This window comes from Stutzerimonas stutzeri (assembly GCF_019090095.1).
Lineage (GTDB): Bacteria > Pseudomonadota > Gammaproteobacteria > Pseudomonadales > Pseudomonadaceae > Stutzerimonas > Stutzerimonas stutzeri_AN.
Genome location: NZ_JAGQFP010000001.1, coordinates 1,384,168 through 1,397,929, shown reverse-complemented (window position 1 = coordinate 1,397,929; position 13,762 = coordinate 1,384,168). Strand labels below are relative to the sequence as shown.

Genomic DNA, 13,762 nt, shown 5'->3' with positions numbered 1-13,762 from the left:
GACTCACTCTCCGAATGGGTAGGTATCCGGAACGATCTCGTCGTCGATCTTCTGAGGGCCGATCGGCGTCACCGCGGTGGTCTGCTCCAGCCAGATCAGGGCGTCGAATTGTTCGGACAAAATGGCCTGGAAATAGTGGCTCTGGCGCTCGGTGGCTGGCCTATAGATGACGCCGATGGCGCGCTCCAGACGCGGTCTGGCCAGGGCCTGGCGCAACGAGGCCGCGTTGCGCCAGCTGGTCAGCGACGCCGCGATGCCGGTACGCAGGAACAGATTCTCCCAGCTGTCCGGACGGGAAGGGCGGACCTGCTTGATCTGCATGGGCTCGTCCCAGTTGTCCGCCGCGGCCACTTCGCCGCGATCGGTGGCCATGCCGATGAGCACCGCGTCGCTGCCGAAGGCGGTCCGGCACAGTTCGCCGATATTGAATTCGCCGCCCCAGCCCATGGATGTCGAGGCCGCATTGCCGATGTGCGAGTTGTGCGCCCACACGATGGCCTTGGACTCGTCGCCTCGATGCTCCAGCAGCGCGCGCAGGGTGTCGAACATATGCCGGTCGCGCAGATTCCACGATTCGGCCGAGCCCTGGTACATGGCCCGGTAATACTGCTCGGCGGCCAGCACGACCCGGGCGTTGCGCTCGGCGTTGAAAAAGCTGCCGCCGTCGCGTTCCAGGTAGCGCAGCCGCTGATCGAGCAATGCGCGTAACTGTTCGACCACTTCGTCTTCGCAGGAGGGCTCGCCGAGCATCACCTTGTGGCCATAGACGGCCGGCTCCTCGTGCCAGGGGCTGAGGCAACCGTAGCGGCGCCGCGCGGCGCTGGCGGCCTGCGGATCGACCCGGTCCAGGTAATCCAGCACCTCACGAATCGAGGAACCGAGGCTGTAGACGTCCAGGCCGCGAAACTCGACGCGCTGCTCGGGCGGCAGGCCCTCGTTGTGACTGCGCAGCCAGCCGGCGAAGTCGGCGACTTCCTGGTTGCGCCACATCCAGGTCGGAAAACGTTTGAAACCTTCTTCCACCCAGCTTGGCGGCTGATGATGCCGCACATAACGATCGATCTTCGCGGCATCCGGCCAATCGGCCTCGGCGGCAATGATGTTGAACCCGTGGTGCTCGACCAGTCGTCGGGTGATCTGCGCCCGGGCGCGGTAGAACTCGGACGTGCCGTGGCTGGCCTCGCCGATCAGCACTACCCGCGCGTCGGCGAACTGGTCGAAGTGTTCGGCGAACAGCGGGTCGTCCAAGGCCGGCAACGGCGTGGCATGGTGGCGTAGGCGCTCGATCAGCTGTTCATCGGTGCTCTCGGTAGGGCGTTGGCGTGATCGAATCATGGCCGCGTCTCCTGGTCTCCTCTTACCGATGACCGACGCTGGATGGCCCTGTTCAGACCGTTCGGCAGGTCGTCCGAACAAGCGTAAGCGGCAGAACTGATCCCGACGGACTAGTCTCTAAGCAAGGCGACGTCAATATCGGTAAACGAATTTGCCGGAGGCGCTAGAACAAGGGGGGTAGCCATGACGACTTGGATCATCGCGTACAGTAAAGACGGCAACACATCCATCATCAGGACCGAATCCGAGCATCAGCCGGACATAGACGAGGCAGTAGCGCTGGTGACACAGAAGGCCGAGCAGGACTATGCCGGAGAGGAGGATGCCTACGAGCATGATCCGGACATCGAGGAAACGCCGGCAACCCGCCTAGCGGAGCGCTTCGGTATCACCGTCACCGGAATTTCCCAGGCCTGATCGCCGATCAGGCCACCTGCCACACTTCTCCCTCCCCAACCACGAACAGACGCCGACCCGGGTCGGCGTCGACTTCCAGCATGCCGGTGAAGCCGCCGAAGGCTGGCAACAGGCTCAGGCGTTCGCCGATGCAGAAGCAGGGCAGGCGCAACGACTGACGCCCGCGTCCGTTCAGGCGGAAGGCCGGATGGAGGTGGCCTGCCAGGACGTGGTGGGTGGGGTGTGGCTCGGGTTCGTGCTGCAGGGCGAATGGGCCGAGCAGCAGCGGTTCGGGGACGACCGTCATGCCGAGCGTTTCGGGCGGATCACCGGCCCGGCGATCATGGTTGCCACGGATAAGCGTGACAGCCAGCGCGGGGTGGTCGGCGCGCCAATCGTGCAGCCGAGCGAGAACAGCCGGTGTCTGGGATTCGGGGGCGTGCAGGAAGTCGCCGAGAAAAATCAGCTGGCGACAGCTGTAGCGCGCCAGCATCCGATCCAGCCGTAGCAGATTGCTTTGGGTCGTGCCGTGCGGCACCGGTTGGCCAAGGCGACGATAGGCGGCCGCTTTGCCGAAATGGATATCGGCCACCAGCAGCGCCTGTTGTTCCGGCCAGTAGATGGCTTTGTCGCCGAGCAGCCACAGCTCGGTCTGTTCCAGTTCGATGGCCAGGTGCGAAGTCATGGCGGCAGTGTATCCGCGTTGGGCTACGAGCCCAATCCTCTCCAACACGCCCTGGAGCAGCCTTTTGCATGCCCACGAAGCTTTATGTACGAGCAGGCTCTGCCTGCGACCCCGGCCGCTCAATCGTCACCTTCGGTCGCAGGTAGAACCTGCTCCTACATGAGCGGGCGCCGGTGTTTTTGCTTGGGCCACGACGCTTTTGTGTAGGAGCAGGCTCTGCCTGCGACCCTGGCGGCTCGACCATCACCCTCGGTCGCAGGTAGAACCTGCTCCTACATGGAGCGGGCGCCGGTGTTTTTGCTTGGGCCACGACGCTTTTGTGTAGGAGCAGGCTCTGCCTGCGACCCTGGCCGCTCAACCGCCACCCTCGGTCGCAGGTAGAACCTGCTCCTACATGAGCGGGCGCCGGTGTTTTTGCTCGGGCCACGACGCTTTGTGCAGGAGCGGGCTCTGCCTGCGACCCCGGCCGCTCAACCGTCACCTTCGGTCGCAGGTAGAACCTGCTCCTACATGGAGCGGGCGCCGGTGTTTTTGCTTGGGCCATGAAGCTTTTGTATAGGAGCAGGCTCTGCCTGCGACCCTGGCCGCTCAACCGCCACCCTCGGTCGCAGGTAGAACCTGCTCCTACATGGAGCGGGCGCCGGGGCTTTTCATGGGCCATGAAGCGTTTGTATAGGAGCAGGCTCTGCCTGCGATCAAGCTGCCGCGTCAGCGAGCGGCTTTCTTCTGGCGGGGCGTGCCGTCCTTGGTCACGCGGGGTTTGCGTTTCGGGCTGGTTTCTCGCTCGACCGCTATCCTGGCGTCCGCTTCCGGCTGGTAGCCACCGGGCCCGGCGGCCTTGTCCAGTTCGGCGACCATCCGGCGGATGCGGTCGGCCAGTTTTTCCGAGGTCATGCTTTCGCGGAAGCGCTCGACCATCAGCGGGAAGGCCAGCGGCGTGGTGCGTTTGACGACGTGCACGTCCAATTCTCGCTGCTGCAAGCGGCTCAACGTCTGCTCCAGCCGCTCGACTTCCAGCTCCTGGCGCAGTACCTCTTCTTCGGCCTGGGTCAGCAGCAGGTTGGCCGGATCGTACTGGCGGAAGACGTCGAAGAACAGTCCGCTGGAGGCTTGCAGCTGCCGTGCACTTTTCTGTGCGCCGGGGTAGCCGGAAAACACCAGCCCGGCGATGCGCGCAATCTCGCGAAAACGCCGGCGGGCCAGCTCTCCGGCGTTGAGGCTGGCCAGCACGTCGTGCAGCAGGTTGTCCTGGCTGAACAGCGCCGGTGTGAGCCACTGCAGCCAGTCCACTTCGGTCGCCGAGAGCAGCTCGAAGCCGTAGTCGTTCACGGCGATGGAAAAGGTCAGCGGCTGGCGCTGGCCCATGCGCCAGGCCAGCAGGCTGGCCAGCCCCAGATGCACGTGTCGACCTGCGAAGGGGTAGAGAAACAGGTGCCAGCCCTCGCGCGACTTCATCACCTCGGCCAGCAACGTGCTTTCCGTGGGCAACGTCGACCAGTCCAGCTGCACCCGTAACAGGGGCTCGACCAGTTGCATCTCCGCGCTCTCGAACTGGCCGCGTGAAGCGGCACCGAGCTGCTCGACCACCGCATCGGCCAGTTCGCTGGACAGCGGCATGCGACCGCCATTCCAGCGCGGCACGGCGGCTTTCTTGCCGGTGGCGCGGCTGACGTAAGCGGTCATGTTCTCGACCCGCACCAGCTCCAGCAGGCGTCCGCCGAAGAGAAAGTTGTCGCCGGGGCGCAAGCGAGCAATGAAGCCTTCCTCGATGCTGCCCAGCGAGCGGCCGCTACCTCCCTTGGCCCAGAATTTCACCGTCAGACTGGCGTCGCTGACGATGGTGCCGATGCTCATCCGATGGCGCAGCGCTACGCGGCGGCTCGGCACCTTCCACAGCCCGGTCTCGTCCGGCTCGACGCGCTGGTAGTCCGGGTAGGCCGTCAACGAATGCCCGCCATGTCGGACGAACGCCAGCGCCCACTCCCAGTGGTCAGCGGTGAGTTCGCGGTACGACCAGGCCTGGCGCACTTCGGCGAACAATTCGTCCGGCCGGAAGCCGCCGCCCAGCGCCATGCTGACCAGGTGCTGCACCAGCACGTCGAGGGGACGATGCGGGGCGCTGCGGGCTTCGATGCGGCGTTCGGCGATGGCCACCTGCGCTGCTGCGGCTTCCACTACTTCGAAACTGTGCGTCGGTACCAGCGTGACCCGTGATGTCCGTCCGGGTGCGTGACCGGAGCGACCGGCGCGCTGCATCAGGCGCGCCACGCCCTTCGGCGAGCCAATCTGCAGGACCCGCTCGACCGGCAGGAAGTCGACGCCGAGGTCGAGGCTCGAGGTGCAGACCACTGCCTTCAAGGCGCCTTGCTTGAGGCCCAGTTCCACCCAGTCGCGCACCTCGCGCGCCAGCGAGCCATGGTGCAGGGCGATGAGTCCGGCCCAGTCCGGGCGGGCGTCGAGAAGCGCCTGATACCAGATCTCGGACTGCGAACGGGTGTTGGTGAAGACCAGCGTGGTGGCGGCCGAATCGATCTCCTGGACGACCTGCGGCAGCATGCGCAGCCCCAGGTGGCCGGCCCAGGGGAAGCGCTCGATGCTCGGCGGCAGCAGGGTGTCGACGCGCAGATCCTTGTCGACCTTGCCTTGCACCAGCTTGCCGGTGCCCGGATGCAGCAGCACGTCGAGCGCGTGCGGTTGGTTGCCCAAGGTGGCCGAAAGCCCCCAGACGATCAGCTCCGGCATCCACTGACGCAGCCGGGCCAGCGCCAGTTGCAGTTGCACCCCACGCTTGTTGCCCAGCAACTCGTGCCACTCATCCACGACCAGCATGCGCAAGCCGGCGAACGCCTGGCGCGCGTCGGCGCGGGTCAGCAGCAGAGTGAGGCTTTCCGGCGTGGTGACCAGCGCACTGGGCAATCGCCGACCCTGGCGCGCCCGCTCGGCGCTGCTGGTGTCGCCGGTGCGCAGGCCGATGCTCCAGTTGATCTCCAGCTCATCCAGTGGGGCCTGCAGGGCGCGGGCCGTGTCGGCAGCCAGGGCGCGCATGGGGGTGATCCAGAGGACGGTGAGTGGGGCGGGTTTTTCCGAAGGCGGGACCGCCTTCGCGGGCGAGCCCGCTCCCACAGAGGCAAAGCGATTGAGAGCGCCCATCCAGACGGCGTAGGTTTTGCCCGAGCCGGTAGTGGCGTGGAGCAGGCCGGATTCACCCTGGTTGATCGCTTGCCAGACGTCGCGCTGAAAAGGGAAGGGTTGCCAACCGCGGGTGGCGAACCAGCGTTCAGCCAAGAGATCGTGGGTATTACTCATGGGCAGTACGGCCGGGTGGATAGGTCGATGTCACCAGGGAGCGCCCGATGCGGCGAGGCCACACAGTGCCGTGTGAACTAACTGACTCCCAGCGGCCCGCCTTCCCCCTCACCCCCAGCCCCTCTCCCTCAGGGAGAGGGGAGCGGTTACGTGCCCGGTCTGTCACTGCGTGAGCGATTGCTCTGCTTTCGCTCCCTCTCCCCTCGGGAGAGGGTTGGGGTGAGGGCGGTTTGCGTACGGAGCCCCGGGGCGTTTTGGTGACCGCCGAGACTGCTGTCTTGGCCAGATCAGTGCGCTCACTCGAACTAGCTGACTCCCAGCGGCCCGCCTTCCCCCTCACCCCCAGCCCCTCTCCCTCAGGGAGAGGGGAGCGGTTACGTGCCCGGTCCGTTACTGCGTGCGCGACTGCTCTGCTTTTGCTCCCTCTCCCTCCGGGAGAGGGCTGGGGTGAGGGCGGTTTGGGCACAGAGCCCCGGGTCGTTTTGGTGGCCGCCGAGACTGCTGCCTTGGCCAGATCAGTGCGCTCACTCGAACTAACTGACTCCCAGCGGCCCGCCTTCCTCCTCACCCCCAGCCCCTCTCCCTCAGGGAGAGGGGAGCGGTTACGTGCCCGGTCTGTCACTGCGTGCGCGATTGCTCTGCTTTCGCTCCCTCTCCCTCCGGGAGAGGGTTGGGGGGAGGGCGGTTTGTGTACGGAGCCCCGGGGCGTTTTGGTGACCGCCGAGACTGCTGTCTTGGCCAGATCAGTGCGCTCACTCGAACTAACTGACTCCCAGCGGCCTGCCTTCCCCCTCACCCCCAGCCCCTCTCCCTCAGGGAGAGGGGAGCGGTTACATGCCCGGTCTGCTACTGCCTGCGCGACTGCTCCGCTTCTGCTCCCTCTCCCTCCAGGAGAGGGTTGGGGTGAGGGCGGTTTGGGCACGGTGGTCGCCAGGTGGCTCAACCTCATCCCAGCAATTCCTTCAGCGTTTCCAACGTATCGGCTTCGTCCACCGGCTTGTCCAGACGCCAGCGCAGCATGCGCGGGAAGCGCACGGCGATGCCGCTCTTGTGGCGGCTGCTGGCGGCGATGCCTTCGAAACCGAGTTCGAACACCAGGGTCGGGGTCACGCTGCGCACGGGGCCAAATTTTTCCACGGTGGTCTTGCGCACGATGGCGTCGACCTTGCGCATTTCCTCGTCGGTGAGGCCGGAATAGGCCTTGGCGAAGGGCACCAGCTTGCGCTCCGGATCGCCCGGTTCTCCGTCCCAGACGGCGAAGGTGTAGTCGGTATAGAGGCTGGCGCGACGCCCGTGGCCGCGTTGCGCGTAGATCAGCACGGCATCGACCGAATACGGATCGATCTTCCACTTCCACCAGACGCCTACGTCCTTGGTCCGGCCGACGCCGTACTGGGCAGCGCGGGCCTTGATCATCATGCCCTCGACGCCACGCGCGCGTGACGCCTCGCGTTGTTGCGCGAGATCGTTCCAGTCGTTGCCGGTGACCAGCGGTGAAAGCATCAGTCGCGGGTTGGGGCATTGCCCGACCACCGTTTCGAGCTGTTGCCGGCGCTCGCGATGTTCACGTTGCCGCCAGTCGTCGCCCTGCCATTCCAGCAGGTCATAAGCGAGCACCGCGACGGGGGCGTCCTGCAGCACCTTGGCGGTCAGGTTCTTGCGGCCGATACGCTGCTGCAGCAAGGCGAAGGGCTGCACGCCGACGCGCTCGGTAGCTTCGGCGTCTTCGCCTTCCGGCTGTTCGAAGAGCGCTTCCGTCGACTCGCCGGGCGCGTGCTTCCAGACCAGGATTTCGCCATCGATCACGGTGCCGTCCGGCAAGCAGCCGGCCAGCTCGCAGAGTTCCGGAAAGCGCTCGCTGACCAGTTCTTCGCCGCGCGACCAGACCCAGATCTGCCCGTCACGCTTGACCAACTGGGCGCGGATGCCGTCCCACTTCCATTCGATGAACCAGTTTTCCGGTGCGCCGAGCAGGGTGTCGAATTCTTCAACAGGCGTCTGCAACGGATGGGCGAGAAAGAACGGGTAGGGCTGGCCGCCGCGCTGGGCGTGCTCGTGTTCGGACTCGTCGGCGATCAGCGCGCGGTAGCCCTCGGCGCTGGGGCGGTGCGACAGATCGGTATAGCCCACCAGCCGCTGCGCCACGCGCTTGGGGTCGAGGTCGACCAGCGAAGCCAGCGCGCGGGTGACCAGCAGCTTCGACACGCCGACGCGAAAGGCGCCGGTGATCAGTTTGATGCAGACCATCAGGCTCAGGCGGTCCAGCTGTTTCCAAAGCGCGGGCAATCGCTCGGCCAGCTCTTCCGGTGGCAAGCCGCGCAACGGCAGCAACTTGTCCTGCATCCACACGGCCAGCCCGTCGTCGGAGCTGTGCTCGGCTTCCGGCATCAGCAGCGAGATGGTTTCGGCCATGTCGCCGACCGCCTGGTAGCTTTCCTCGAACAACCATTCCGGCAGTTCAGAGGCCTGCATGGCGGTTTCCCGCAGTACGCGGGTCGGCACCAGCTGGCGCGGTCGACCTCCGGCCAGGAAATACACAGCCCAGGCTGCGTCGGCCGGATCGGCGTCGCGGAAGTAGTCGCGCATCGCCGCGAGTTTGGCGTTGCTTGAGGTTGTCGCGTCGAGGCGGCTGTAGAGGGTGGCGAAAGCCTTCATCGAGAGTCTCTGGCGACATAGCGTTGCTATTCAGACGCTCGGGACCATGAGGGGTTCGTGTCCGTTTCGCGACGACGACCGTCCGTTGCGCCTGCGCAGCGGGGTGCTGCTCGCGGCGATGCTGTGCCGACAGCCACCTGGAGCACTGTCATGTTAAAACATCCGCAAAGCAAATACCGTCCATTTCCCGCTGTTGAGCTGCCTGACCGCCAGTGGCCGGCGCGCACGCTGACGCGCGCTCCACGCTGGTGCTCCACTGACCTGCGTGACGGCAACCAGGCGCTGATCGAACCGATGAGCCCCGCGCGCAAGGCGGAGTTCTTCGAGCTGCTGGTCGCGCTGGGTTTCAAGGAAATCGAAGTGGCCTTCCCCTCGGCCTCGCAAACCGACTTCGACTTCGTCCGCCAGCTGATCGAGCAGCGCCGGATTCCCGCCGACGTCTGCATTCAGGTCATCACCCAGGCACGGGAAGACCTGATCGGGCGGACCTTCGATGCCTTGCGCGGGGCGCCGCAAGCCATCGTTCACCTCTACAACGCCACGGCGCCGCTGTTCCGCGAGGTGGTCTTCCGCCAGGACAAGGCCGCGACCATTGAGCTGGCGGTCAGCGGCACACGGCTGATCCGTCAACTCTGCGAGGAGCAACCGCAGACGCGCTGGACCTACGAGTACTCGCCGGAAACCTTCTGCTTCACCGAGCTGGAGTTTGCCCTGGAGATCTGCGAAGCGGTGGCCGATGTCTGGCAACCTGACCCGAGTCGCCCGCTGATCCTCAACCTCCCGGCAACCGTGGAGGTGTCGATGCCCAACGTCTACGCCGATCAGATCGAGTGGTTCTGCCGGCGATTCGGCACGCGCGAGGCGGTGACCATCAGCGTGCATCCGCACAACGACCGGGGTACCGGGGTGGCCTGTGCCGAACAGGCCCAGCTGGCTGGGGCGCAGCGGGTAGAAGGCTGCCTGTTCGGCAATGGCGAACGCACCGGCAACGTTGATCTGGTGACGCTGGCGATGAATCTCTACACCCAGGGTATCGATCCGGGGCTGGACTTCTCCGACATGAAGGAGGTGGTACGCCAGGTGGAGGCCTGCAACCAGCTGCCGGTGCATCCGCGCCATCCCTACGCGGGTGAGCTGGTGTTCACGGCCTTTTCCGGCTCGCACCAGGACGCCATCAAGAAGGGCTTCGCGGCCCAGGCCGAGCGCCGCGACGGGCGCTGGTGCGTGCCCTATCTGCCGCTGGACCCTGCCGACGTCGGTTGCAGCTATGAGGCGGTGATACGGGTCAACAGTCAGTCTGGCAAGGGCGGGGTCGCCTGGTTGCTGGAGCAAGATCACGGCCTGCGGCTGCCGCGTCGGTTGCAGATGGAGTTCAGTCGTATCGTCCAGCTGCAGGCTGACGAAACGGGACGGGAACAATCCTCGGCGCAACTTTGGCAGCTCTTCCGGCAGACCTATGGCTTGCACGGGCAGGCTGAGCTGAACCTGCTCGATTATCGAATCAGCGGATCTGGCGATGCCGATCGGTTGCACGTGTTTTCCGGGCAGGTGCGCCACCGCGACGAGGTCATTTCACTGCATGGTCAGGGCAACGGTGCGCTGTCCGCTGCGGTCGATGCGCTGCGAGGCGCCTTCGACCTGCATCTGGAGATCCTCGACTATCAGGAGCACAGCCTCGGCCGCGACACGGCCAGCCGTGCGGTGAGCTATGTCGAGTGCCGGGGTTCCGGGAAACGGCACTTGTTCGGCGTGGGCATCGATAGCGATGCCACGGCATGCGCGATACGAGCGCTGATCAGCGCCACCGCGCGGTTGCTGGCCTAGTCAGGCTCCGTGCCGTGCGCCGGTGTGGCGCCGAAATACTGGCTTGGCGGCACACCCAGGGTCCGTCGAAACATGGCGCTGAACGCGCTGGGGCTGTCATAGCCGAGATCCAGCGCCACCTCGATGATCGGATGCCCGGCCGCCAGCGCATCAAGGCCGGCAAGCAGCCGGGCTCGCTGCAACCATTGGCTGAAGCTCAGCCCGGTTTCGCGCTGGAACTGCCGTGTCAGCGTGCGTCCGCTGATGGACAGCTGCTCGGCGCTGCGCTGCAGGCTCCAGTCATCTGCCGGCCGGCCGCGGATGGCCCGGCACAGCCCGGCCAGAACCGGATCGATGGGCAACGGAACGTGGAGCGCGAGGATGGGCAGTACGCGCAGCTCATCCAGAATCAGCTCCATGATCCGCTCCTCTCGACCCCCCGGTGGGTAATCGGGCGCGATCTGCATGGCGGCGATGATCAACTGGCGCAGCAACGGCGTAATGTCCACCACGCGGCAGGCGGCCGGCAGGTCGGCTCGCGCCAGGCTGTCGACGAACAGGGTTCGCATGCGTACCTGCCCCGCGAGCTTCAGGTCGTGTTCCACGTGCGCTGGCAGCCAGACACCGCGGCCTGGGGGCACCACCCAGCTGCCCAGTGCGGTGTTCACCGTGACCACGCCGCTCAATGCATGAATCAGCTGGGCACGAGAGTGCCGGTGTGCCGGCACGCGCTCGCCATGGACGTAGTCCTGGGCAATGGCGCAAACCGGGCCGGTAAAAGGATCGTCGAACGGATCGTGGAGCATGGGACGGGCATCTCTTGGCGCGAGCGGCCATTGTGGCCCAGGGGCCTAGGCTCTGTACGAAAAGTTGTCGAGCGAAGGTCAGGCAAGGCGAAAACGCTCGAAGACGCGCAGTTTGCGCAGTGTAAATGAGCATTCTGACCGGGCTGGCGTACCAGAGCGATTTCAACGCAGCATCACCGAGCGCAGGCACTTTTCGTACAAAGCCTAGCGAGCTTCACCCGTTAAAGCGCCTTCGCTGGCATTCTCCGCTGGCAGGGCATCGTCCTCCTCACCGTATTCGGTCTCGAAGGCCTGGGCATCGAGGCCGCGCATTTCGCGCAGGTAGCGCACCAGTACCGGCACCGAACCGTGGGTGACCATCACCCGCTCGGCGCCGGTCTGTTCGATGGCCCAGAGCAGGCCGGGCCAGTCGGCGTGATCCGAGAGCACGAAGCCGCGATCAACGCCGCGCCTGCGTCGTGTGCCGCGCAGCATCATCCAGCCGCTGGCGAAGGCGTCGGCATAGTCGCCGAAGCGGCGCATCCAGGTGCTGCCGCCAGCCGAGGGCGGCGCGAGGATGATCGCTTGCTTCAAACGCGGATCGCCTTTTTTCAGGTCACCGGCGTAGACGGTCGGCGGCAGGTAGATGCCGCCCTCGCGGTAGACCTTGTTCAGCGGCTCCACCGCCCCGTGGACGACGATGGTGCCGATGCTCTCATCGAGCCCGTGGAGGATGCGCTGCGCCTTGCCGAAGGCATAGCAGAACAAGACGCTGGCGCGACCGGCTGCGGCGTTGGCGCGCCACCAGTCGTTGATCTCGCGGAACACCTCGGCCTGCGACGGCCACTTGTAGATCGGCAGGCCGAACGTCGATTCAGTGATGAAGGTGTGGCAGCGCACCGGCTCGAACGGCGCGCAAGTGCCGTCTGGCTCGACCTTGTAGTCGCCCGATGCAACCCAGACTTCGCCCTTGTATTCCAATCGCACCTGGGCCGAGCCGAGCACATGACCGGCCGGGTGGAAGCTGAGCCTGACGCCGTGATGCTCGATGGATTCGCCATAGGCCAGCGTCTGCAAGGGCATGTCGGCTGCGATGCGCGAGCGCAGGATGCCTTCGCTGTCGCGCGAGGCCAGATAGTGGCCCATGCCCCAGCGCGCATGGTCGCCGTGAGCGTGGGTGATGACGGCGCGGTCGACCGGCCGCCAGGGATCGATATAGAAATCACCGGGCGGGCAGTAGAGGCCTTCGGGGCGGGCAACGACGAGGTCCATGGATACAGGCACTTTGCGGGCTTGTAGGGTTGGAGCACGGCGCGGCGCTGCGAGTTCGCTTGGTGGAGCGGTAGGGTGGGCCTAGGCGGCTTGCGCTTCAGCCCACCGCCGTCTGGATGCGGGTCAATCCACCAGTTTCAGGTGCGAGGTATCCGGCGGGGGCACGTCGCTGGCGCGGCGCCGCTCGCTCATGTCGCTGCCTACCGGGGCCAGGCTGAACTGGGACAGGTCCACAGGCAGTGCTTCGGGTTCGGGGTGGGCATCCTGCAAATCCGCGCCCACCGGGGCGATACCGAAATCCGGTGCCTCGACATCGACAAAGGCGGCCATGTATTCATCGCGCGGGGCGACGCGCAGTGGCTTGAGCGGCGCACCGGCTGGCGAGGCTGCCGATTCTGCGGCTGGCTCCTGGGCAGGCGGCGGGGCGAGTTCGATTTCCTCGACTTCCACCGGCATCGGCCTGACCTCGGCGACGGCACCGGCGCGCGCCATGGCCTGGCGGTACTTCTCGACGCTGGCATGATCGAGGTCCTGCTTGATCACGATGCGCCGGCCGGAGAAAAGCACCGCGATTCGCTGGGCATCGGCCTGGAACAGACGAGCCAGGTTGGCCTCGACCTGCTCGAGCGTGGCGCCCGGGGCGAGCTCACCGGAAAAAGAGATCTCGTAGCGGCTCATGGTCTGGGTCCTTTATCTGGGCAGCGGCGATTCGCGGATCATAGTGGCTGCGGTGGGCGCTTGAAAGTCTGCGTCGATCGCGGCGTCACGCCTTCGACAACCCGTCCACACAAATGCCGGCGACCGAGGCAGTTGCTGTCCGGCGTCAGCTGCGCGACGCTGGACTGGGCGATAATGCGCGCCCGGCGCTTGCCAGCCCAACCCGCTATCCAAGGACCTCGAACATGGTGGTATTCGAAATCAAGCCCCTCGACCCTGAGGATTATCGACGCCAGACGCGGCGCAGCACGCTGGTGGTGGTGGCGACGTTCGCCGTGCTGGCAATGGGGTTGGCCACGCTGGCGGTCGCGCTGTTCGGCGAACCGGGCGCGGATAACCTGCGCTGGAACATTGCCGGTGTCGTGCTCGGGTTGCTGCTGACCGCCGCGCTGGTGCGCTTCGTCTACTGGAAACAGCCCTGGATGGCCTGCGCCGCCTACGGTTGGCGCCTCAAACGCAGCCTGATGAGCGTGACCAACCTCATGCACCACGTGACGGCAGGGGTGGCGGCGGGCGATCTCGATGCAATCAGGCTGCTGCGCTTCTACCACCTCGGTCTGACGCAGATGCATCAGCTCGATGGCAACAGCGCATCGCTTGGCGAAGCGAGAGGTGACATCGACCGGCACCGCGAGCTGATGGATGCACACGGGCTGGACCCGGATCAGACCGCGCTGGATGACGCCTGGCTCGCCTCCGTGAAGCGTTTCGCCGCGCTGAAATAGGCCGCCGCGGGTCCCGCGCGGCGGCGGTGCCCCCGCATGCACCGACAGCCGCGCGGAGCGCTCGCATATGACTGGTTGCCGGC

The 13,762-nt window shown here is 65.7% G+C and carries 10 protein-coding genes; 3 read left to right on the top strand and 7 right to left on the bottom strand.

Annotated features, from left to right (window positions below; all coding sequences use genetic code 11):
- Window positions 1–3 precede the first annotated feature (3 nt).
- Window positions 4–1,335, bottom strand: a complete 1,332-nt coding sequence (locus KVO92_RS06030; RefSeq protein WP_217474713.1) for an erythromycin esterase family protein — start codon at window positions 1,333–1,335, stop codon at window positions 4–6.
- A gap of 183 nt (window positions 1,336–1,518) precedes the next feature.
- On the opposite strand from KVO92_RS06030, the gene KVO92_RS06025 reads away from it, so the two are divergent.
- Window positions 1,519–1,752 (top strand): hypothetical protein, encoded by a 234-nt coding sequence (locus KVO92_RS06025; protein ID WP_217474712.1) that lies wholly within the window; start codon window positions 1,519–1,521, stop codon window positions 1,750–1,752.
- Between the two features lie 7 nt (window positions 1,753–1,759).
- Here KVO92_RS06025 and pdeM read toward each other — a convergent pair whose 3' ends face one another.
- The 3 genes from pdeM to KVO92_RS06010 all read right to left on the bottom strand — a co-directional run bounded on the left by pdeM (window position 1,760) and on the right by KVO92_RS06010 (window position 8,377).
- Complete coding sequence (gene pdeM / locus KVO92_RS06020) at window positions 1,760–2,416, bottom strand: ligase-associated DNA damage response endonuclease PdeM (protein WP_217474711.1); 657 nt, start codon at window positions 2,414–2,416, stop codon at window positions 1,760–1,762.
- A gap of 708 nt (window positions 2,417–3,124) precedes the next feature.
- A complete protein-coding gene (locus KVO92_RS06015; protein ID WP_217474710.1) occupies window positions 3,125–5,722 on the bottom strand; it encodes a ligase-associated DNA damage response DEXH box helicase in 2,598 nt (865 codons plus the stop codon).
- A 945-nt stretch (window positions 5,723–6,667) separates the two neighbouring features.
- The gene (locus KVO92_RS06010) at window positions 6,668–8,377 is read right to left on the bottom strand and encodes an ATP-dependent DNA ligase (RefSeq protein ID WP_217474709.1); all 1,710 of its coding nucleotides are present in this window, start codon (window positions 8,375–8,377) and stop codon (window positions 6,668–6,670) included.
- A gap of 150 nt (window positions 8,378–8,527) precedes the next feature.
- On the opposite strand from KVO92_RS06010, the gene leuA reads away from it, so the two are divergent.
- Window positions 8,528–10,201: a 2-isopropylmalate synthase gene (leuA, locus tag KVO92_RS06005; RefSeq protein ID WP_217474708.1), complete on the top strand. Its 1,674-nt coding sequence runs from the start codon at window positions 8,528–8,530 to the stop codon at window positions 10,199–10,201.
- Here leuA and KVO92_RS06000 read toward each other — a convergent pair.
- The 3 genes from KVO92_RS06000 to KVO92_RS05990 all read right to left on the bottom strand — a co-directional run bounded on the left by KVO92_RS06000 (window position 10,198) and on the right by KVO92_RS05990 (window position 12,915).
- A complete protein-coding gene (locus tag KVO92_RS06000; RefSeq protein WP_217474707.1) occupies window positions 10,198–10,986 on the bottom strand; it encodes an AraC family transcriptional regulator in 789 nt (262 codons plus the stop codon). The genes leuA and KVO92_RS06000 overlap by 4 nt on opposite strands.
- Window positions 10,987–11,190: 204 nt before the next feature.
- Window positions 11,191–12,237, bottom strand: coding sequence for a ligase-associated DNA damage response exonuclease (locus tag KVO92_RS05995; RefSeq protein WP_217474706.1), 1,047 nt, complete (start codon window positions 12,235–12,237; stop codon window positions 11,191–11,193).
- Between the two features lie 123 nt (window positions 12,238–12,360).
- Entirely contained in the window at window positions 12,361–12,915 is a 555-nt protein-coding gene (locus KVO92_RS05990) for a hypothetical protein (RefSeq protein ID WP_217474705.1), read from the bottom strand.
- A gap of 224 nt (window positions 12,916–13,139) precedes the next feature.
- Here KVO92_RS05990 and KVO92_RS05985 point away from each other — a divergent pair, with 224 nt between their 5' ends.
- Window positions 13,140–13,679, top strand: coding sequence for a DUF3087 domain-containing protein (locus KVO92_RS05985; protein WP_217474704.1), 540 nt, complete (start codon window positions 13,140–13,142; stop codon window positions 13,677–13,679).
- Window positions 13,680–13,762 lie beyond the last annotated feature (83 nt).